Source organism: uncultured Thalassolituus sp., from assembly GCF_950066645.1.
Classification (GTDB): domain Bacteria; phylum Pseudomonadota; class Gammaproteobacteria; order Pseudomonadales; family Oceanobacteraceae; genus Thalassolituus.
On the sequence record NZ_CATMFB010000015.1, the window covers coordinates 29,827 to 51,806 of the forward strand.

Genomic DNA, 21,980 nt, shown 5'->3' on the forward strand with positions numbered 1-21,980 from the left:
GAACAAAATAATAACGGCCTGCGCCCGCAGGCTGACAGCATGCAGTAAGTGGAGAGGACGGCATGAGTGCAAATACAGGTGGCCAACAGGTAAACGTACAGAGGAGCAGCAACACCGGTCTGATGGTGTTGATGTTTGTTTCTCTCGCGGCGTTTATCGGAATCACGGCCTGGGTAACCATTTCTGCGAATAAAGATGAGCAGTACATTGAGCACGCCGGTGAGCTGCGCGTACTGTCGCAGGAGATCGCGAAGAACGCGGTAGAAGCTGCTGGTGGTAAGCCAGACGCCTTCGGTCAGCTGCGTGAAGCCCGCGATAAGTTTGATACCCGCTGGGGATATCTGGTTAATGGCTCGGATGACCTGCCAGCTGCTCCGGCGGCGATGTCATCAGGTGTGCAGGAAACCTGGAACACCGTAAAAAGCGATGCTGACCAGATTATCCGCTCCGAAGAAATCATCCTCTCGGTACACGAAGTTGCCGAGCTTCTCTCTGAAACCATTCCGCAGCTGCAGGTAGAGTATGACGAGATCGTTGATATTCTCCTTGAAAGTGGCGCGCCGGCTGATCAGGTTGCCGTTGCACAGCGTCAGTCCTGGCTGGCAGAGCGTATTGTCCGCTCGGTAAACAAAGTACTGGCAGGTGGTGAAGACGCGGTAATGGCCGCAGATGCATTCGGGCGTGATGCCTCGCTGTTCGGTCGCGTACTGAACGGGATGATTCAGGGCAACATTGCGATGAACATCTCGCAGGTAACTAACGAAGAAGCGGTATATGCGCTGGCAGAAGTCGCGGAACTGTTTGAATTCGTATCCGGTTCGGTTGACGAAATTCTTGAAACCTCGCCTGAGCTTTTCCAGGTGCGTGAAGCCTCGGACAATATTTTCCAGAATTCGCGTATGTTGCTGGAGCAGTCATCTGAGCTGACCAACAGCATTCAGATGAACGCTGAAGCACGTAACACATATCAGGCGTTCGGTTTCGGCTTTGCTGTGATCGCTCTGGTGTGTCTCATCGTATTCGGTCAGAAATCTCTGGCTCAGACCCGTGCCCGTGAGGAAGAAGCTCAGGACCGGGAAAAAGAAACCCGTCGTACTAACGAGCAGAACCAGGTCGCGATTCTGCGACTGCTGGACGAAATCGCTGACCTTGCAGATGGTGACCTGACGGCGCAGGCAACGGTAACCGAAGACTTTACAGGGGCGATTGCTGACGCGATCAACTTCGCGATCGACCAGATGCGCGTTCTGGTATCGGCGATTAACGATACTGCGGTTCAGGTATCGTCGGCAGCACAGGAAACGCAGGCAACAGCGATGCACCTTGCCGAGGCTTCTGAGCACCAGGCGCAGGAAATTGCCGGTGCGTCTGCAGCTATTAACGAAATGGCTGTGTCCATTGACCAGGTATCTGCTAACGCCTCGGAATCGTCCGCGGTAGCGGAGCGGTCGGTAGCGATCGCCAACAAAGGTGCTGAAGTCGTACAGGCAACCATTAACGGCATGGATAACATCCGTGAGCAGATTCAGGAAACCTCCAAGCGTATTAAACGTCTGGGTGAATCTTCTCAGGAGATTGGTGACATCATCTCTCTGATTACTGACATTGCCGACCAGACGAACATTCTGTCTCTGAACGCAGCGATTCAGGCATCGATGGCGGGTGACGCTGGTCGGGGCTTTGCGGTCGTTGCGGACGAAGTACAGCGTCTGGCTGAACGTTCTGCTGCTGCAACCAAGCAGATCGAAGCACTGGTTAAAACGATTCAGAACGATACTAACGAAGCCGTTATCTCGATGGAACAGACAACGACTGAGGTGGTACGTGGTGCACGTCTCGCACAGGATGCGGGTGTAGCACTGGAAGAGATTGAAACCGTATCGAAAAACCTGGCAGAACTGATTCAGAACATCTCCAACGCGGCCCGTCAGCAGGCTTCGTCTGCGGGTCATATTTCCAATACGATGAATGTTATTCAGGAAATTACTTCTCAGACGTCCGCTGGTACCACAGCGACGGCGAAGTCGATTGGTAATCTGGCTGAAATGGCGAACATGCTGCGTGAATCGGTTGCAGGCTTTAAGCTGCCTGAAGCGAATTTTACCGCGGATGATGACGCCGATGAGGTCGAACTGGCCGGGCAGGACGCGCTGTAAGGCGCGTCGGCGTGGTGCCGGGTGTCCCTTATGATACAGTCAATCCGCTCTGGCCTGAGCAGCGTCCCTGAACTGGATGATCTCCAGTTTGATCGCTGGCAGAAATTGCTGGAGGAGCGCACAGGCATGTACATGCCACCGCAGCGGCGCTCATTTCTGCAGACCAGTCTGGGCCTGAGAATGCTCGAGCTGGGCGTTTCTGACTACAGCGCTTACTACCAGCAGATTCTGCATGGTCCCAGTGGGGCAATGGAGTGGACGACGCTGGTTGATCGTCTTACGGTGCAGGAAACCCGTTTTTTCCGGGACCCGGATGCACTCGGTCTGATTTCAGAGCATATGCGTTCACTGACTCCAGCGCTGGCTGACTCTGGTAAGCCGATGGAAGTCTGGAGTGTTGGTTGTGCGTCGGGTGAGGAACCTTACACGCTTGCCATGCTTGCCGAAAATACAGTCGGCAGCCGGGGCATCGGTTATTCGGTGACGGGTACTGATATATCCACCATTGTGCTGCGCAAAGCGCGGGCGGGCAGATATCCCCTTCGCGCGATGGAGCGCATTCCCGTTCAGTACCACAGTTGGGCAATTCAGCCTCTGTCATCACAACAAATAGAAATTTCTTCTGCATTGCGGCAGCGCTGCTGTTTCAGTCAGGTCAATATTCTTAACCTGAAGGCCTGCCCACTGCAGTCTCAGCATCTGATCGTTTGCCAGAATGTGCTGATTTATTTCCGTCGCTGGCGTCGTCGCGAGATTCTCGACGCGCTGGCACAGCGCCTTGCGCCCGGTGGCCTGCTGGTGATCGGACTGGGCGAGATGGTTGACTGGCAGCATCCATTGTTAGAACCGGTGCACAGCAGCTTAGTCACTGCCTATGTACGCAAGCAATCCACGTCGACACGGGAGAGTGTAAGGCGATGAGTCAGGACTACATCGCCCTGGAATGGGTAAAAGGGGAGATCCGTGAGACGCTGCAACAGGCGCAGCAGTCACTGGAAGCCTATGTGGAACATCCCGAAGACAGAAGCCGGTTGAGATTCTGTCTGAGTTACCTGCACCAGGTGCACGGCACGCTACAGATGGTTGAATTCTACGGCGCAGCGTTGCTCGCCGAAGAAATGGAAGCCGTTGCTCTTGCGCTGGCTGAAGGTCAGCTGACAAACGAACAGGATGGCCTTGAAGTTCTGATGCAGGCCATTATTCAGCTGCCGCATTATCTGGAACACGTTAAGGTGGGACGACGGGATCTTCCGGTCGTGCTACTGCCTATTCTGAACGAACTGCGTTCGACCCGTGGGGAAAACTTCCTCTCTGAAACCTCACTTTTTACTCCGGCCATCGAGCACAATACGCCACTCACCGGAGAGCAGAAAAACCAGTTTACCCAGGTCAATTTTTCTCAGTGGCTACGTAAAACCAGACAGATGCTGCAGGCAGCAACGCTTCAGCTGCTGCAGGACCGCGAGCCTGATCTGGCGAAACACTATCTGAATAAACTCTTTGCGCGCCTGAACAAAGCCATGGGTGGAACGCCTCAGGGCATTATCTGGTTGCCCGCACTGGCCTTCAGTGAATGGCTGACCAAGCAGGATAGCCTGCCGAAAAGCGCGAAAGTATTGCTGCGTCAGCTGGACCAGCTGCTGAAGCAGGATCTCGATCAGGGCGTCGCGGTTATCAACCGTCCTCCGGCGGATGAGTTGCTGAAGAACCTGCTGTTTTATGTCGCCCGCACAGATGTCCGTGGGGATGCAATCCGCCTGGTTCAGAAACGTTTCCGCCTGGACGAAGCCTTGCCAAGTGCAGAAGATGTCGCCGCCGAAGGTACGATGGGTGGCCCGGGTGTTGACGCTGTCAGTGGTGCGCTGTCTGCTCTGATCGAAGAAATTGGTGCTGTTAAAGATACGCTTGATCAGCTGATGCGTGGTTCTCAGGACCGCACGCCAGCACTCGAAGGTGCCCGTAAAACTATCCGTCAGGTCGCGGACACCATGGGCATGCTTGGTTTAGGCATGCCACGCAAAGTGATGCAGGAGCAGGAAAGCCAGCTGGTGACCATGCTGGAATCCGGAACTGCCGACGACAGTGCGCTGCTGGATGTGGCTGGTGCGCTGCTATACGTCGAGGCCACCCTGAACGGCATGTTGCGTGATGGCGATCTGAGCCGTAACGCCAGTGACAGTGCGATGTCGGATGCTCAGCGCGCCGTTCTGCGCGAAGCCCGCAATGTCCTGGAACAGGTTAAGGACTCGGTGGTTGCCTATATTGCGCACCAGTGGTCCACAGACAAGCTTGAAGGCGTTCCCGGACTGCTGCATAGCATTGAGGGATCGCTCAATATGGTGCCGCTGCCAAGGGTAGCAAACCTGCTGGCAGATCTGTCGAGCTTTATACGTCAGGCGTTGTTGTCTGATCGTCCTAAGCCAGAATTTGGTGTCATGGACATGGTGGCAGAAGTACTCAGTGGTATCGAATATTACCTTGAGCGCTATGCCGATGGTGGTGAGATCGCCGATGATGCTCTGCTGGACCGGGCGTCAGAAACACTCAGCAATCTGCTGCAGATATGCCATGTGACATCTGATGGTGATCTGGATGAATCCGGTGCTGAAGGCACCGACGAATTTGACGATGTCGATCATGCCATTACCAGCTTTAACGAAGCGCTTGGATTCGACAACGCGTCGTCAGACTATGAAGAAACTGCACCGTCGGAACATCCCGATGAGAGCAGCGTAGCCATATCTGAAGCGGCGACAGCCCCTGAGGAGGCTGGAGCCCGGGCGGAAACTGCAGAACCTGAAGATGATGATCTTATCGATGATGAGATTATTGAGGTATTCCTTGAAGAGGCGGAAGAAGTACTCGAAACACTTCAGGAATACTGGCCTCAATTTGTAGCGCAACAGAATGACTCAGAAGCTCTCACGACAGTGCGCCGTGCTTTCCATACATTGAAAGGAAGTGGCCGGATGGTGAAAGCGGCTGACATCGGGGAGCTGGCGTGGTCTGTTGAAAATATGTTCAACCGCGTACTTGATGAGACGGTTGAAGTCACACAGCCACTGATTGCCTTTGTTGATCATATTATTTCGCTTATTCCGGGCCTGATCGAGGATTTCCGTCATAAGGCAGCGACCCGTGTTGATGTGCAGCCCCTGATGGACACCGCGTTTGCGTTTGCCGATGGGCAGACACCGGCGCTTCCGGTCGATACGGCAGAACCGGTTGAGGTGACAGAGAATGCGGATCAGGCAGAAGACATCGCCGGGGACGTGAGCGTCACTGCGCTGGAGGTTCTTGAGGCTGATTCGTTGACAGACGACACCGACGAAGGCGCGGCTTCAATGGAGGCGTTCCTCGATCATTTCAGTGAAGAGACTGCGCCGGATGCGGCTGTTGATCTGACGGATCTGCCTCAGATTGAATCTGAAGAACTGTCTGAAGATGATGCTGACCGCCTCTCACTGCTCGATGTATTTATTGCCGAAACTGACATGCACCTGAATACGGTGGATGATTTTGTTCAGCAGTCCCGCTCAGAATCCTTTACGAACCCGGTCACCGACGATCTGCAGCGCGCCCTGCATACCCTGAAGGGAAGTGCTCACATGGCAGAGCTGACCCCTCTGGCAGAGCTGGCGTCTGCTCAGGAACACCTGGTAAAAGAGCTGCGTGGCTACCAGCTACCCAACAGTCCCGCATTGACGGATCTGCTGGAAGACGCAGGCCGTGCTGTCCGAGCTTACATGAGCCCGGAGCAGTTACTGACGCTGGAAGGCATCGAAGGCGCAGACGCTCTTCATGGGCGTATTGCCGATATTGAGCAGAATCAGCTTGCGCACCTGACAGAGTCTGAAGGTGGCGCGGGGCCATCGCCGGACGTGCTGGCGCGCTTCCTCTCTTCAGGCATGGATTCTCTGATCCGCGCGGATGAGCTGCTTCAGGTATGGCGTGATGAAGATAATACGGAAGTGCTTGATCAGCTGACCGCCGATCTGCAGGCCGTTGCCGCAGCTGCCGTCGATGCAAGCCTGCCAATGGTCGCCGATCTGTCACTGGCGCTGAATGCATTTTATCAGCGGGCCCGTCAGGCGGATGCGCATCCCGAAGCGTCTCTGGTTGAGTTTGCGACAGAGGCGCACGAGGAGCTGCTTAACATGATGGATTATCTGGCCGCTGGTCAGGATATCCCTTCACCTGAGCAGACGATCGCGGCACTGAGTCACTGGGACTTTCCTCTGAATACAGCCGCGCAGGACAAAGACGACGGCGCGTCAGAGTCTTCTGCTGAGTGGCTTGCTGAAGAGTCTTCTTCTGTTGATCAGGTAGAACTTGATGAGCAGGAAGACGATATGATTCTGGATATCTTCCTTGAAGAAGCAGACGAAATATCGGAAGCCATCGAGTCTATTATGCAGAGCTGGCAGGCCTCCCCTGATGACCTGCTGCCTGTGGCTCAGTTGCAGCGTGAGCTGCACACTCTGAAAGGCGGTGCCCGGATGGCTGAATTGCCAGAGGTTGCCGACCTGTGTCACGAGCTTGAGACTCTGTATGAGCGTCTGAATGACGGCGTAATTGAACGTTCTGATGCCACCATTCCGATGATTCACCGCGCGCATGATGTGCTTGCGGGTCAGCTTCAGGCGGTGCGCTCTGGGCAGGTGCCTGAAAATGCCAGCGCTCTGATCGCTGAAATCCATCATATGGCGGCAGGGGCGCCGCAGTCTGACGCCGCAGAAGACGAGCTGACGCCTCCTCCTGTACAGAACGATGTACGCTCTGAAAGCGCTGATGAAAGCGATCGCGAAATCGTCGGGATTTTCCTCGAGGAAGCGGCGGAGCTGATGGAGTCGCTTGATGAGGCAATTGAATCCTGGCGGAATGATACGGATGGCAAGGGCTATGCCGATGAAATTCTGCGGGTTCTGCACACGCTGAAGGGCGGTGCCCGTCTCGCCGGTCTGACCCGGATAGGTGACACCACTCATAATTTCGAGACCGACGTACAGAAAGCGGTAGACCGGCACGCACGTTTTGATCAGGCATTCTTTGCCCACCTGCATGAACGTCAGGAGACGCTGCAGGGGCAGATAGATGAAGTAGCGCGTCTGCTTGAAAACGAGGGTGTTCTTGTTCTTGGTGAAAAAGAACTGGTCGTTGAGTCCTCTCACGCCGACGCTCCTGAGGCTGAGACGCTTCAGGAAGGCGTGACGGAGCCCGCGTCAGAGGAAGAAACTACTTCCGGATTGGCAACGGATATTCCAGCAGAGGAAGACGACTCAGAAACCTTGCCGGTTGTTATCGAAAGCGAGTCTGCGGTACCGGGTACCGACGTAAAACCTGCAGAATCCCGTGCTGTTCAGCAGAGTCAGATGGCGAACCAGCGTAAGGCTCCGACTGAACTGGTTAAGGTGTCTGCTGACCTCCTCGATAACCTGGTAAACCTCGCGGGTGAAACCGCGATAGGCCGGGGACGCCTGGAGCAGCAGGTAAGTGACTTCTCACATACTCTGGGTGAAATGGACCAGACGCTGGATCGTCTGCGCGACCAGCTCCGTCGTCTGGATATCGAAACCGAGGCCCAGGTACTGTTCCGTCAGGAGCGTCATGGCCCTGACTACGATGACTTCGATCCACTGGAGATGGACCGCTATTCCGCCATTCAGCAGCTTTCCCGTGCATTGATGGAATCTGCATCGGATATGCTCGACCTGAAAGAAACTCTGTCGTTGAAGACCCGTGACGCTGAAACTCTGTTGTTGCAGCAGAGCCGGGTGAACACTGAACTTCAGGAAGGCCTGATGAAAACGCGGATGGTGCCATTCCAGCGGCTGGTGCCACGTCTGCGCCGTATCGTCCGTCAGGTCAGTCTTGAGCTGAATAAACAGGTTGATCTGCGTGTTAATAATGCTGACGGCGAAATGGACCGTACCATTCTTGAGCGGATTATTTCACCGCTTGAACATATGGTCCGTAACGCCGTTGACCACGGTATTGAAAATACAGATGGCCGTCAGGCGGCTGGCAAGCCAGTCATGGGTAACATCGAACTGGATATCCGCCGGGATGGCGGCGACGTGGTTCTCACGCTGCGCGATGATGGCCGGGGGATTAATCTGGATGCGGTTCTGCGTAAGGCCCGCAATCGTGGAATGATCCCCGCGGATGTCAAACCGACCGATGCTGAAATCATTCAGTTCATTATGCAGCCAGGATTCTCTACCGCTGAGGTCGTGACTCAGATTTCGGGTCGCGGTGTCGGCATGGACGTTGTGAACAGTGAAATCAAACAGATGGGTGGCTCGCTGGAGGTCCGCAGTGACGCCGGGCGAGGCACTGAATTTGAGATTCGTCTGCCGTTTACGGTATCGGTGAACCGGGCCCTGATGGTTCGCGTAGGCGAAGATCTGTACGCAGTGCCACTGAATAATATTCAGGGCATTGTGCGGGCGTCGGTGTCTGAGCTGCAGGCACTTTACGAGCGTCCGGAAGACGAACGCGTCTTTGCGTATGCGGGTAAGGAGTATCAGCTGGGCTATCTTGGCGCGATGCTGGATTCAGGCTCCCATCCGAAAATTGCCGGGCACCAGTTGCCTCTGCCTCTGTTGTTGATTCGCGGTCAGGTGCCTTTTGCGCTGCAGGTGGATTCACTGCTTGGCTCACGCGAAATCGTTGTAAAAAGTCTGGGGCCACAGTTTGCCGGTGTCCGGGGTATCTCCGGCGGTACGATTCTGGGTGACGGTAGCGTCGTTATTATTCTTGATCTCCCAGCCATGATCCGTACGCAGACCAGCCTTGAATACCAGCAGGCACGTGCACTGGAAGATAAGGCGGCGGAAGCGCGTCACGAACATGAGGCTCATTTGCCGAAAGTTCTGGTGGTGGATGACTCGGTGACGGTTCGTAAGGTGACAGGTCGCCTGCTTGAGCGCCATGGCATGGAAGTCCTGACTGCGAAGGATGGGGTTCATGCGATGGAGGTTCTGCAGGACCATAAGCCGGATGTGATTCTGCTGGATATCGAAATGCCGCGGATGGATGGCTTCGAAGTTGCGTCCCTGGTACGCCACGACGCCAGGTTGCAGGATGTGCCGATCATTATGATTACATCGCGGACGGGTGAAAAACACCGTGAGCGGGCGATGAGTATTGGTGTGAACGATTATCTCGGCAAACCATTCCAGGAAGATACACTGCTGGAGCGTATCCACGGCTTCCTGGGGCAGGGAGTGCATTGAGTTGTCTGCGCCGCGAGTGGCTGTACTGAACCATGATCTGCTGCAACAGCATGTGCTCAGTGATACTTTGCGACGACTTGGATTCGATCTGGTACTGAATACGGTGCCAGGCCGGCTCTCTGCGGCTCAGCTGCAGGAGACTGAAACCGATGTCTGGCTGATCAATATGGCCGACGCGGACGACGAGTTTGATGGCTTTGAAGCGCTGCTCGATGGTGAAGTTCCGGTGCTGATTGGCATGGACCCCGCTCCGCAGAAAAGCTGTACGACCTATCTCCGGTGGGAGAAGCGTCTGCTCAGTAAGTTGCAGGATCTGACCCATGCTCCTGCTCCGGCAGCTGAGGTGCCAGATACTGCGCTGACACCCAGAACCAGCGGCGGAGCCGATATTCCTCTGCCTGCGGTGTTCCGTGACCGTCAGGGAGAACGTGCGCTTGAAGTCTGGGTGCTGGGCGCTTCTCTCGGTGGGCCGGAGGCCGTCAAAATGTTTCTGGATGCTCTGCCTGCAGGTCTGCCTGTTGCGTTTGTCTATGCACAGCACATCGACCCCCGGTTTGAAGAGGCTCTGTGTCAGGCCGTTGGCAGGCACGCTTCTTATCAGCTTCGTAATTATGAAGAGGGGCTGCGTCTGAAGGCTGGCGATGTACTTGTCGCGCCAGTGTCACATCAGTTTACGATGGCGGGACTGGATGAAGTCTCACTTGAGGCTGCGCCCTGGAATGGGCCGTATGGCCCGTCGATCGATGGTGTCATAGACGCGGTCAGCCGACATGCCTGTTCACGCTTTGGCTGCATCCTGTTCAGTGGCATGGGTAGTGATGGGGCCGACAGTATTCTGGGCTTGCCCGCAGACAAGCCCGTCTGGGTACAGCGACCGGACACCTGCGGGAATTCGTCAATGCCGGAGAGTGCTATAGGCACTGGCCGGGTCAATTTTATCGGAGATCCGTATCAGCTGGCATTGCAGCTGGTACAGCACATTAACAGAACCTGGACAGAACACTATGAACCAGACAGTCACCACCACGGATAAGACAAAAGAACAGGTAGACTGTCTTCTTATCCCATTAAAAGATCGCAATCTGGTTGTGCCTAATGTGACCGTTGCTGAGGTGATTCCGTTTTCGCATCTGCTGACAACCAATGCCAGCACCGACTGGATTCTTGGTCGCCTTGACTGGCGTGGGACTCTGGTACCAGCACTCTGTTTCGAGCTACTTAATGGTAACCCGGCTCCCGCACCGAATCCGGATGCCCGCTTCATCATTGTCAACGGGATCAGCGACCACCCTCAGATGCCCTTCTACGCGATTCTGGTTCAGGGGATTCCGAAGCTGATGCATCTCACCGAAGGCGACCTGCAGAAAGTCGACGCCGTCGGGATGGGAGAGTTTGACCAGCTTGCTGTATCTATTGATGGTGTTACCGCGATGATCCCGGATCTGGAACGGGTTGAGAATGTGGTGCTCACTGTTATCTGACCCAGCCCTGTCAGGTTTCCGCAAACCGGTGCTTGCTGTATAGTCAGCCTCTGCATTAAACAGAGACTCCGGACAATGTTCCAGCTATTACGCCGCCGTCTGCGGGGCCGGAAAACAGCGACAGATATCCAACCTTTCAGCCGTTCACCGGCTGAGATTCCCTACCGCCAGGCCGAAACAATTGTGACTTTGGTGCCACCGGAGCGCTGTCGCAGTAATTTTCTCGGATACCCTGTCCAGGACAGTCCATTCGTGCGGATTCTCACCCGTGATGATTCTGGTTACGAAGGCAGTGCTCTGGAAACCTTTTATCAGACATTTCAACCGGAGACGGTCGGTGAACTTCTGGGGCTGAAGACCAGTGCAATCGCATCACTGCCAGCGATGTCTGCTGTAATGCCGTGGTGGAACCGCCATCCGGAGCAACGTCTTGAGCAGGTAGCCGTAAAGTCGGGCAACGGACGTTTTCTGGGTAAGGAAGCGATTAAGCTGGGTGCATCAGAGCAGACAGATTTCGGTTGGCAGTATTATGGTCCGGTAAGTACCCCAGTCGGGAAAATGGAATACGAGCGCCAGGTGTCGGTATTCCGGAGCATTCGCGAGCAAGGGTTCCGGCCAACGTCAGCGACCCAGATTCACGGTGAGTTTCTGGTCAGTGGAGAGGATTGGGTCTGGGTGAATATCGGCGGAAAACACCGTCTGAATTCATTGGTTGCTTTGGGGAGTCCGGATATTCAGGTTTCCGCAAAAGGTAAGTACGGCCCGGTGATTATCCGTCGTAGCGAGTCTTCCATCTGGCCAAACGTGCAGAATGGTCTGTTTGATGAAGCAGAAGCGCTTGAATTATTCGATCGGATACTTGCGGGCCGTGGTCCGGAGATGAAAACGCAATGAGAGTTGCCGTTATAAATGATACCCGTTCAACTCACCATTTTGGCTGCATGCTGGTTATGGAAAATCTCCTGCGTCTGTTGAGTGATCAGGATGTGGACGTGGTGTGGACCTGGCCAGTAAGTGTTGACTGGCGTCGCCATAAAAGGCGGATTCTCAGTATGCCAGCCGTTGATGCGATTATTATCAATGGCGAAGGCACAATTCATCATAACGATAGCCGGCGGTTTTCTCAGGCTCTGATTGATATGGTGGACTTTGCTGCAGACACTTTAAAAGTCCCTTGTTACCTGCTCAATGCCACCCTGCATAAAAATACCACTGCTGCCTATCAGAGTCTGGGAAGGGCCCGGGCCATCTATGTGCGCGACCGTGGTAGCCTCAAAGAACTGCAGGAGTTCGGGGGGCTGACTGGTGCGTATGTGCCGGACCTGACGTTTGCATCAAATGTGTCACACAGCCGCGATCGAAGTGAATGCGACCGGACTCTGGTGATAGACAGTGCAGTTAAAGAAGACAGTCGGTTTCTTGAAGCTTATGCCAGTGATAATGGCTTTGATTTTCGCTCAATGGTCGTTGCCCGTCCTTCAAATGCTCGTTTCTTGCGTAGTCCGAGACCTTGGGTAAAGAATGTCATTAAGTGGCTGAAGTCGGACAGAAAACTGGCAACGGATGCTGGAAGTTATATTCGTTATCTCCAGGGTTACGGAATGGTCATTACCGGTCGATATCACACGGTGACCATGTGCCTGAAGAACAGGATTCCCTTTATCGCGCTGGAGTCGAATACACCGAAGATCAGATATCTGCTCACTGATGTGCTCGGCGAAGCTGGCCGGTCGTTGACTGTAAGTGACGTAACATCGGGTATTCCAGAGCGCCTGCGAAGCTTCAACGAGAAGGAACTTGAGGCGATTACTTTATTTACCGCGGATGCGGAAATTGCAATAGAGTCGATGATTGCAGATGTCTGCAATGACATCAGTCGTGGTGCACAAGGACGATACGAATACTGATATGAAAAGAAACTGGCTCAGGACGGCCAGGGCGATCGCCCGTGTTCATAGTATCTGCAATGAAAATTCGATCAACCCACGCATTCTGCTGGATGTGCTCGGTGAGGCGTCTGGTCAGTTACGGATTACAACTCTTAATCTTGAGTATGCCGAATTAGGTGGTGTTAATAACCAGGGCATGTTTCTCCATTATGGAGATTCAGGTCGTACGCCGCTCGCTCTTTCTAAAATACAGGCACCGGAGCTGGCAGAGAGAGAGTTCCGCTTTATCCGCTGGTCAGATGAGCAGGGTGAAAAACTGACGGCAGAGCCAGTGTATTATCGTCAGCTCAGCAGCGACCTGGCTGTGACCAGCAGTACCTTTCTGCAACAGCCTTCCCGGTATCTGCCATCTGCGATTCATGCACTGCATTGGCGGCTTATGCAGGTGAATGATTATGAAAACGCCTTAGGTGACAGCACTACTTTGCGGGCTCAGGTCCGGCCTGATACGAACATACGTAAAGTACTTCATCATCTTGTCAGTGAAGAGCGCGCCGGGAAAGCATTGGACTTTATCGGGACTTTTCTTGAAGAACGACGGGCGATACTGGGACAACGTGTTCGAGAGCGCATTATGCTAGTCGCGCGTACTGTCATGCGTGACTGGGAGGCGTTGTTTGAGCGTGAAGCAGGGCTGGTTCATGGTGACTTCAAACGTCAGAATATTCTTTCTGTTTCAGATTTTGATTACCGATTGATTGACCTTCAGTACTATCTGGTAGGTATCCGCAGTTGGGATCTGGCTTTTTATTATTCCAAATATGAAGAAGGATTTACCTACGCATTAATGGATTATCGTGGGGCAAACCGTATTCTGCGTACGTCAGACGAATCTCTGTTTGTGTTCCTTTACTTAATAGCCTCTTCACTGAAGATAAAGCCAAAACATAGAGAGCAGGTCATCAGAAGAAAGCTTCTGCCTGCGCTCAGCTACTTCGAATACCAGGGAATCTATGCAGCCTGAGAAACAACGTCGTATCGGAATTATGGTGACAAGCCTGATGGGCGCCGGTACAGAAAAAACGATACTGACACTGGCAGAAGCTCTGGTCAGGGAAGGGGCACTGGTTGACCTATACGTCTTGCGCGATCATCGCGATTACACCCCTCAGGCGGGTGTGAACTGTATCTGGCTGAAAACATCGTCAAATCGTGAGGCCAGAGTCCGTCTGAAGAAGAGCATCGCTGAGAAAGGCAAGGATTACTACGATCTCTTTGTTATCAGTAATGCCAAGTATTACCCCGTGGTACCAGTCGCTAATAAAGTCTGCTCCGTGCACATTACTCCGACAGCGTGGATTACTGATGGCCCTCGTTGGAAGTTCTGGAGTCGCGCACGGAAAATCCGCAATCTTCGTAAGAAGTTTGCCGCGCGCCCTGTGATCGCTCTGTCGGGAGGCATCAGAAATGATCTGATTAATAATCTTAAAGTGCCTCCTGAAAATGTGAGACAGATTGTTAACCCGTTCGATCTGGACGCGATACGGACCGCTGCCGCAGCCGAGGGTGATTTACCAGAAGGACGTTATATTGTTTCTATCGCCTCTCTGAATGTGCGTAAGCGTCATGCAGATACCATCCGGGCACTGGGGCGTATGCAGAATAAAGAGGTATCACTGGTACTGGTTGGCCGTGGCAAAGATGAGAGTAACCTCAGGGCATTAGCCAAAGATCTGGGCTTGCAGGAGCGGGTCATTTTCTGGGGCTGGGATGGAAATCCATATCGCCTTCTGAAGCATGCTGCGCTGTCGGTGCTCGCATCTGAGGCTGAGGGGTCACCGCGGGCTTTGATTGAGTCGCTTCTGGTTGGCACTCCTGCTGTCGCCACAGACTGCCCTTCTGGGCCATCTGAAATACTGATCGATGAGCTGGCACCTTTTCTGGTGCCTGTAGGCGATGTGGAAGCTCTGGCGCTTGCGATGGACCAGGCGTTGCGTGACTATCCGGAAATCCCTGCCTGGATAGGAGAGCGCTTTGATTCTGCCGAGGTCGCCAGACGTTATCTGGCGTTACTCGAAGACGATGGTGTTTCTGATCGGTAAGCTGAGAACTGCAGAAGCAGAAATACGACTGAGAGCATCAGTGTCAGAGAGGTTGCCCGGATCGAAGGGGTGTTAGTCAATCCGTTCAGCAGATAAATAACGGAGACTGCAATCATTGCTTGGGGAACAACCTCTTTACGGGCCTTAAGAGCCCATATCAGCGGATAAACAGCGAACGCCATAAAGAGTAATCCGAGTGGGATCCCCATCCAGGTTATGGCGTTGACAACATCATTGTGAAGGTGGATGAAATCCGTTGCTTCAGGGTGCATATAGTCCTGCTGCTCCTGATTCCGGGCTTTAAAATGATCATTCTGCTGCCCGACACCAACCCCACTTATTGGATGTTCTATTATCAGGTCTTTAGCGCCTTTCCACATCTCAAATCTTAAGCCCAGCGAGCTATTAGTGACATTGGTCGAGACGTTATTGAATCCGTCTGTCAGTCTCGAAAATATTGAAGACTGAATAACAGCAAAGCTGCTTGTCAGACAAAGCAGTATGATTATTACAAAGGTTTTAAGCAGACCAAAATGTCTTGCACTGATCAGACTCACGGTGATGAATGAGACCAGAAGAATAGAAAGCAGTGGCCCACGACTGCCACTCAGAATAATTGCCCAGACGCCAAGGACGGTTGCGAGAAAACTGAGGACCAGGAGAATAGGATGCTTTAATGGCTTCATAGTCATCATAAGAATCACCCCCGTAGCATTCAGAATCGCCAGGTTAGTGCCATAAATTATCTGTAATGCGATATTTCCACTAGTTCGGTAGTGCGGAGGTCTGTCAGCATACTGATCAATAATTCCGGGAATTGCCATACATACAGCCGCAACTGGTACTGCCCAGCGGAATAGTTGAAAGGTACGCTTATCTACTGCAGCAACAGGTAAGATAAGTGCAAAGCATATCGCAGGGGTTACGAAGTCTTTCCGGAACCTGGCTGACATGAATGTGTCGGACAGAGAAGTTTCCACCAGAACTATTGAGGCAGATAAGAGCAGAAGGGTACTCAATATTATGCGGGGGTCTTTCAGGTCAATATCAATCGGAAGACTATTCTTTTTAGTGAAACAGAGAACCCCAGCCCGTAGCCAGGTAACCAGTGCCACAAGTGCAGACAAATGCAGTAACGTTTTGGTGATCTGGTAGTTCAACCCGTACGCCACCAGCCCCGCCAGCATCAGATAAGAAATCAGTCTGCCACTGACAGTAAATGAGTGGGTCATACAATACTTACCTCAATGCCTATTTTACGCATCAGATCTGTCAGACTATTACTTTGCTCTGCCAGGCATATCACCTGTAACCGGGGACGTAACCAACGAGCGGTAAGTAACGCACTTGATACATCACCGATGACGCAACACTCTGGTTTTAATCCACTCAGGAGCAGCTCGAAAGGAACTCTGGCACTGATTTCTGTTATGTGAGTAGTGTCTCCCGGGAGTCCGGATTCTGAGCGAGGGTGGCGCTTGATGCCACAGCGTTCGTACTTACTCCCTTCCTGTAGCAGTCGCTGCTCGATCGTTACCGAACGCACGGATTCGTGTGGAAGGATAATCAGGGCATCCAGCTTTGCGGCCTCTGATAGCGTGTCAGAATAATCAGCACCCAGCGAGGTGAAAGCGGGGTTCGATAAGTGATCAGGGATCTGCAGGATCACTTTTTTCTGAAGCTGGGGCACTGCGTGTTCCGGGAACGCAAGGTGAGCCATCTGGATCCAGTCAGATGCACCTATTGTCTCAGGTTGTTTCCACCAGAACCCATAGGTCAACTTCTTCAGGAGGTTGTCAACGATGCCATCGCTGAACCAGCGGGTGTTTCTGCCTATGTAGGAGTATGTGCCATCGTCAATGTAGTGACCTTTCACTGTCGATGGCAGATGGGCCATAAGCCATTGGAACTCAATGCGTCGGTCATTTCCTGTATAGAGATCCGTAACCCCCGAACTTTTCGCCTGCTGGGATAGCTGTCTGAGAATACGCTTACGCTGTTTCTTCTGCTGCACACTTCTGGCTTGATAGGTGGCGATACGTATGTCTCTGAACGGAGAATCAGGCCACGCGAGTACACCCTTAACAAATATTGAGCACTCTGAGGGCTGGTCGATCAGCCAGAGTTCGCAGGTATCATCGGAAGGTAAGTCGAGAGCGATCATACTGGCGATTACAGTATTAAATGGAGTGGATGCCAGAAAAAGGTGATGGGCCATGATCAGTAATATCAGCGTATAAATGAAAGAATACGGGAGGCCATCGAGTCCAGGTGGTGGTCGTCAGGATTCTGCCAACTTCCCGGTACAATATGCTCATCCCTGATATGTGTCAGAAAAGCATTACGTAAGTTCTGATCAGGCTGCCAGTCCGCTATCTTTCTGAGGGCGCTTTCGAGACTCTGCTGCCTTTTTGCTCTGAGTGTCAGTCCGTCAATTCCATAGAATGCCTGCCCAAGAACGATGAGCTTTTTGTTCATAAGAATTGCTTCCATACCGACTGAGGAATTGATGGTGCATACGGCATCGGCATGTCCGATCAGAACAGGGGTTGGAGTGTCCGTTTCAATGTGCAGGCGTCCTCCACGTTCATTGATGTCTTCAATGAGATCACTGTAGTCCTGTTCGCACGCCGGATGAGGCTTAAAAACAATGTGTGGCATTGCATCCCCGAGTGCTTTTTCGGCCTGTTCAAAATGTTTTACCATTTCAAACATGTTTTTAAGCCAGGGGGAGAACATAACAATCTGGCTATCAGTATTCACCTGAAAGGGAACAAATATATAAGAATCCGGAAGTTTGTCCGGGCGGGCGTCTGGGCAGGATGTTACCGAAAATTCCTCGCAGAAGGTCTTAAAGGTTGCTGGTTCGCGTGGCACCGAGTTCAGATAATTGATGCCCTGAGGATCCAGTGTGGTGGTCCCGGGGAACAGTCCACGCTCGATAAACATGGCGGGTATACCGAGATCCCGGGCAGCGATGACCGCAATCCGTTGTCGGAATTTCAGGCCATTCCAGATAACGAGATGAGAGATCCCCCGACTCTTGAACGTGTAGTAATAGATGCTGTAAAGAACCCTTGCTTCTATTAGTTTAAGGGGAAATAGAATATAGAAACGTTTCCCCCCCGATGCGACGGAGGCGGGACTGTTCTGCTTAGTACGTACGAAGTCGGCTGCAACCCGGATCAGTGAAGAGCCGGGAATCCGGAACAGGGCGAGCAACCACGCCGGTGTCTGCCAGAGGTTTTTATACCAGAGTACCGATGTTTCGGTAGCACCTGCGTGTCTCAGATAACCACTGAGCTTATTGGCATAATGGCGATGAGTTTTTCGCGCGGCAAATATCGCGATCTTCACAGTGAACGTCCTTTATTTTTGCCGCGTCATTGCTTCCTGATCAGATCAGGTTGCGCCACACCCTGAGGCTTGGCTCTGACTGATTCAGGGTATAAAAGTGCAGACCCGGCGCTCCTCCATCCAGCAGACGGCGGCAAAGGTCGCTGACAACGTCTTCTCCGAACTGCGTGATACTCGCACTGTCATCACCATAAGCTTCTAGCTGCTTACGGATCCAGCGCGGAATCTCGGCACCACAGGCATCTGAGAAGCGGGCAAGCTTACTGTAGTTAGTGATCGGCATGATACCGGGAATAATTGGAATATCCACACCCATATCACGAACCCGGTCGACAAAGTGGAAGTAGCTGTCGGCGTTGAAAAAGTACTGAGTGATCGCGCTGTCTGCACCGGCCTTCACTTTATTTACAAAGCGCTCCAGATCTTTCTCGAAGCTGGTGGCCTGAGGGTGCATCTCTGGGTAGGCTGCTACTTCCAGAGTGAAGTGATCGCCCGTTTCTTCGCGAATAAACTCGACCAGCTCATTGGCGTAGCGCAGCTCACTGCTGGCCAGGCCGGCACCGCTTGGCAGATCACCACGCAGAGTGACGATGCGGTTGATGCCCAGGTCTTTGTACTCGTTCAGTAGTGAACGCAGGTCTTCTTTGCTGTCACCAACGCATGACAGGTGCGGCGCGGCTGCGATACCACGCTCCTGAACGGCTTTGACGATGGCGTAGGTGCGGTCGCGGGTAGAACCACCGGCACCGTAAGTCACCGAGAAAAACTCTGGGTTAAAGGCAGCGAGTTCGTCGCGCACTTTGAGCAGTTTTTCTGTCCCTTCCTCGGTTTTGGTCGGGAAAAATTCAAAACTTAAGGTAGTCATCTTTACTTCTCTTAATCTGGTAGAGACGGTGTCTGTTTCTACCAATTATATTGTTCGGGCGTATCAGATCTACAAGGAGCGTTTGCGAAGCAGGCAGAGCAAGGCGAAAAGTGGCGCGAAAACGCAGCTTACTGGGTGTAAGTGAGTATTTCGCGCAGCTTTTAAACAAAGCTATGCCAATGCAGCTAGCTCCGCTCAAACATCAGTACTTATAAGCTTCTGGCTTATACGGGCCATCCACATCAACGTCGATATACTTAGCTTGTGTTGGTGTCAGCTTGGTGATCACACCACCAAAGCCTTCAACCATGTCTTTCGCTACTTCTTCGTCGAGCTTCTTCGGCAATACTTTTACGTAAATGCTTTCTTTCTTCTCGGCTTCCATCAGGTTGGCGAACTTGCGCTCGTACAGATAAATCTGAGCCAGTACCTGGTTAGCGAATGAGCCATCCATGATACGGGATGGGTGACCTGTGGCGTTGCCCAGGTTCACCAGGCGGCCTTCAGACAGCAGTAGCAGGTGATCGTCAGAGGCTTTGTCACGGTACACTTTGTGTACCTGTGGCTTCACTTCTTCCCATTCCCAGTTTTCACGCATGAAGGCAGTGTCGATTTCGTTATCGAAGTGACCGATGTTACAGACCACGGCACCGTTCTTCAGCTTCTGCAGCATGAACTTGTCGCATACATTTACGTTACCGGTGGTAGTCACGATCAGATCGGTCTTACCCAGCAGGTCGCCGTCAACAGCTTCCAGAGTTCCGTTGTTTTCACCGTTGATGTATGGAGAAACCACTTCGAAACCATCCATACAGGCCTGCATAGCACAGATAGGATCGATTTCAGTTACTTTAACGATCATGCCTTCCTGACGCAGAGAGGCGGCAGAACCTTTACCCACGTCACCGTAACCGATCACCAGCGCTTTCTTACCAGACAGCAGGTGGTCAGTACCGCGCTTGATGGCATCGTTCAGCGAGTGGCGGCAGCCGTACTTGTTGTCGTTTTTAGACTTAGTCACGGCGTCGTTTACGTTGATCGCAGGCACCTTCAGGGTACCTTCTTTCATCATTTCCAGCAGACGGTGTACACCGGTGGTGGTTTCTTCAGAAATACCGTGGATGCTGGCCAGCATCTCTGGAAAATCCTTGTGAACCATCTCGGTCAGGTCGCCGCCATCGTCGAGGATCATGTTCGCGTCCCATACCTGGTCAGTGTCTTTCTCTGCCAGAATGGTCTGCTTGATGCACCACAGGAATTCTTCTTCGGTTTCACCTTTCCAGGCGAATACCGGGATGCCAGCAGCGGCGATGGCTGCCGCAGCGTGATCCTGAGTCGAGAAGATGTTACATGAAGACCAACGGACGTCAGCGCCCAGATCCACCAGAGTCTCGATCAGAACCGCAGTCTGAATGGTCATGTGGATACAGCCCATGATTTTTGCGCCTGCCAGCGGCTGCTCGTCTTTGTACTTACGACGCAGCGCCATAAGGGCCGGCATTTCGCCCTCGGCAATTTTAATTTCTTTACGGCCCCAGTCAGCGAGGCTCATATCTGCAACTTTGTAATCAGTAAACTGGGTCATGTTTTTGCCCTTTTGCTGTTACGGTCGCCGGGGAATACCAGCGACCTGAAAAATTTAAACGCGAAAAATATCTGGATCAGAGGCCAGCAGCGGCTTTCAGTGCATCCACCTTGTCAGTGCGTTCCCAGGTGAACGCAGTGAAGGTTTTGCTTTTGGTTTCGCCGTTATCTTTGTATTCGTACGTCATTTCGAACGGTTCGCGACCAAAGTGACCGTAGGCAGCAGTTGCCTGATACATAGGGTTCAGCAGTTCCAGCTGGTTCTGGATCGCGTATGGACGCAGGTCGAATACTTCACGGATCACTTTTGCCAGAGCCTGGTCGCTGATCTTGCCAGTACCGAAGCTGTTTACAGACACAGAAGTCGGTTCAGCCACACCAATGGCGTAAGACACCTGAATCTCACAACGGTCAGCCAGACCCGCAGCAACGATGTTCTTGGCGACATAACGGCCCATGTACGCCGCAGAACGGTCAACTTTTGATGGATCTTTACCAGAGAATGCACCGCCACCGTGACGCGCCATGCCGCCGTAAGTATCAACGATGATCTTACGACCAGTCAGGCCGGCATCACCGACAGGGCCACCGATTACGAAGTTGCCGGTCGGGTTGATGTGGTAGAGAGTACCTTCGTGCAGCCACTCTGCTGGCAGTACTGGTTTGATGATGTGTTCCAGTACTTCGGCGCGCAGTTCTTCCAGGCTGATGCCTGGATCGTGCTGAGTCGACAGAACAACCGCGTCAACTTTCGGGCTGTCGCCTTCCCAGTTGATGGTCACCTGAGATTTCGCATCCGGACGCAGCCAAGGCAGGGTGCCGTTACGACGCAGTTCAGACTGACGCTGAACCAGCAGGTGAGCGTAGTACACAGGCGCTGGCATCAGGTTAGGGGTTTCGTTAGTCGCGTAACCGAACATCAGGCCCTGGTCGCCCGCGCCCTGATCTTCAGGCTTAGCGCGGTCAACACCCATGTTGATATCCACAGACTGCTTACCAATGCCGTTCAGAACCGCACAGGTCGCACCGTCAAAGCCAACATCAGAGCTGTTGTAGCCAATACCGGTGATCACATCACGAACGATATCTTCAAGGTCTACGTAGCAGGAGGTCGTTACCTCACCAGCCACGACGGCCATACCGGTTTTTACCAGAGTTTCTACCGCAACACGGGCGTATGGATCGCGTGCAATGATGGCATCCAGAACGGCGTCAGAAATCTGATCCGCAACTTTATCAGGGTGACCTTCAGACACAGACTCTGAAGTAAAAATCGAATATTCGCTCATGTGCGACTCCTTTAAATGT

General features: G+C 52.9%; 15 protein-coding genes. 9 read left to right on the forward strand and 6 right to left on the reverse strand.

The genetic code is table 11. From position 1 onward, the window contains the following. The first annotated feature begins 62 nt into the window (after window positions 1–62). The 9 genes from Q1L85_RS13615 (at window position 63) to Q1L85_RS13655 (ending at window position 14,866) form a co-directional block, all read left to right on the forward strand. A complete protein-coding gene (locus Q1L85_RS13615; protein WP_300433422.1) occupies window positions 63–2,156 on the forward strand; it encodes a methyl-accepting chemotaxis protein in 2,094 nt (697 codons plus the stop codon). A gap of 30 nt (window positions 2,157–2,186) precedes the next feature. After that, a complete protein-coding gene (locus Q1L85_RS13620) occupies window positions 2,187–3,077 on the forward strand; it encodes a protein-glutamate O-methyltransferase CheR (protein ID WP_300426129.1) in 891 nt (296 codons plus the stop codon). Then, a complete protein-coding gene (locus Q1L85_RS13625; protein WP_300426127.1) occupies window positions 3,074–9,394 on the forward strand; it encodes an Hpt domain-containing protein in 6,321 nt (2,106 codons plus the stop codon). The genes Q1L85_RS13620 and Q1L85_RS13625 overlap by 4 nt, the downstream gene beginning before the upstream one ends. A 1-nt stretch (window position 9,395) precedes the next feature. Beyond that, window positions 9,396–10,427, forward strand: a complete 1,032-nt coding sequence (locus tag Q1L85_RS13630; RefSeq protein WP_300426126.1) for a chemotaxis protein CheB — start codon at window positions 9,396–9,398, stop codon at window positions 10,425–10,427. Further along, on the forward strand, window positions 10,399–10,875 hold the full coding sequence (locus tag Q1L85_RS13635) for a chemotaxis protein CheW (RefSeq protein ID WP_300426125.1): 477 nt from the start codon (window positions 10,399–10,401) through the stop codon (window positions 10,873–10,875). Before Q1L85_RS13630 ends, Q1L85_RS13635 begins: the two co-directional genes overlap by 29 nt. 75 nt (window positions 10,876–10,950) lie before the next feature. Then, window positions 10,951–11,769 carry a hypothetical protein gene (locus tag Q1L85_RS13640; protein WP_300433423.1) on the forward strand — a complete coding sequence of 273 codons (819 nt, stop codon included), beginning with the start codon at window positions 10,951–10,953 and terminating at the stop codon, window positions 11,767–11,769. Next, entirely contained in the window at window positions 11,766–12,782 is a 1,017-nt protein-coding gene (locus tag Q1L85_RS13645) for a polysaccharide pyruvyl transferase family protein (protein ID WP_300426123.1), read from the forward strand. Before Q1L85_RS13640 ends, Q1L85_RS13645 begins: the two co-directional genes overlap by 4 nt. A 1-nt stretch (window position 12,783) precedes the next feature. Beyond that, window positions 12,784–13,788: a phosphotransferase gene (locus Q1L85_RS13650; RefSeq protein ID WP_300426122.1), complete on the forward strand. Its 1,005-nt coding sequence runs from the start codon at window positions 12,784–12,786 to the stop codon at window positions 13,786–13,788. After that, window positions 13,778–14,866, forward strand: a complete 1,089-nt coding sequence (locus Q1L85_RS13655) for a glycosyltransferase (RefSeq protein ID WP_300426120.1) — start codon at window positions 13,778–13,780, stop codon at window positions 14,864–14,866. The genes Q1L85_RS13650 and Q1L85_RS13655 overlap by 11 nt, the downstream gene beginning before the upstream one ends. On the opposite strand, the gene Q1L85_RS13660 is transcribed toward Q1L85_RS13655, so the two are convergent. The 6 genes from Q1L85_RS13660 to metK all read right to left on the reverse strand — a co-directional run bounded on the left by Q1L85_RS13660 (window position 14,824) and on the right by metK (window position 21,961). Next, on the reverse strand, window positions 14,824–16,098 hold the full coding sequence (locus Q1L85_RS13660) for an O-antigen ligase family protein (protein WP_300426119.1): 1,275 nt from the start codon (window positions 16,096–16,098) through the stop codon (window positions 14,824–14,826). The two genes, Q1L85_RS13655 and Q1L85_RS13660, sit on opposite strands and share 43 nt — an antisense overlap. Then, window positions 16,095–17,084: a hypothetical protein gene (locus Q1L85_RS13665; RefSeq protein WP_300426117.1), complete on the reverse strand. Its 990-nt coding sequence runs from the start codon at window positions 17,082–17,084 to the stop codon at window positions 16,095–16,097. Before Q1L85_RS13665 ends, Q1L85_RS13660 begins: the two co-directional genes overlap by 4 nt. An 11-nt stretch (window positions 17,085–17,095) precedes the next feature. Next, a complete protein-coding gene (locus tag Q1L85_RS13670; RefSeq protein WP_300426115.1) occupies window positions 17,096–18,223 on the reverse strand; it encodes a hypothetical protein in 1,128 nt (375 codons plus the stop codon). 40 nt (window positions 18,224–18,263) lie between these two features. Then, a complete protein-coding gene (metF, locus tag Q1L85_RS13675) occupies window positions 18,264–19,088 on the reverse strand; it encodes a methylenetetrahydrofolate reductase [NAD(P)H] (protein WP_300426114.1) in 825 nt (274 codons plus the stop codon). 202 nt (window positions 19,089–19,290) lie between these two features. Next, window positions 19,291–20,673 (reverse strand): adenosylhomocysteinase, encoded by a 1,383-nt coding sequence (gene ahcY / locus Q1L85_RS13680; RefSeq protein WP_300433424.1) that lies wholly within the window; start codon window positions 20,671–20,673, stop codon window positions 19,291–19,293. Between the two features lie 76 nt (window positions 20,674–20,749). Next, on the reverse strand, window positions 20,750–21,961 hold the full coding sequence (metK, locus tag Q1L85_RS13685) for a methionine adenosyltransferase (RefSeq protein WP_300427413.1): 1,212 nt from the start codon (window positions 21,959–21,961) through the stop codon (window positions 20,750–20,752). Window positions 21,962–21,980: the final 19 nt, after the last annotated feature.